General features: G+C 41.9%; 1 rRNA gene. It reads right to left on the bottom strand.

From position 1 onward, the window contains the following. Nucleotides 1-311 precede the first annotated feature (311 nt). Nucleotides 312-429, bottom strand: a 5S ribosomal RNA gene (gene rrf, locus LIQ05_RS19495). Between the last annotated feature and the right edge of the window lie 103 nt (nucleotides 430-532).

Here is a 532-nt window from a genome sequence, read left to right as displayed (position 1 = left end):
ATCGATGTCTTCCTATCTTACGTTTTAACGTTTGTATCAAGGATATTTGATTAAAGTTTAATCAAATTTACATGTATGCAGTTTTCAAGGTACATTGTATTGCTTTGACTGAATTTTTATCAGTCATTAGAGCTCATAAAACTTTTTATAAGTTCTAATCACTGGTAAAACCAGTTATCATAACAGCACTTCCCTGCTGACTGGGTTAACACCGGTCCATCGATCTTTACCTTTTACCGTTCTGTTTCCGACAGAACTCACTTACCAGTGTCTGTTTCTATATGAACAAGCACAGCCTGTTTTTTTCTTTGATCCGGCGCCCACCTGCTCTCCCACATCGTCTCCAATGCAGTACCATCGGCCGCCTGCGTCTTAACCGTCGTGTTCGGGATGGGAACGGGTGTTTCCCACAAGCGCATCGACACCGGAAATATCAGTTATCACTTGATAACTCAACAGTAAAACACATTTCGATTTTCTACTTCTTCCCTAGAAAGGAGGTGATCCAGCCGTACCTTCCGATACGGCTACC

Origin of the sequence: Blautia glucerasea (assembly GCF_020537505.1) — a bacterium.
GTDB lineage: Bacteria > Bacillota > Clostridia > Lachnospirales > Lachnospiraceae > Blautia_A.
This window is presented reverse-complemented; position numbering and strand designations above follow the sequence as displayed.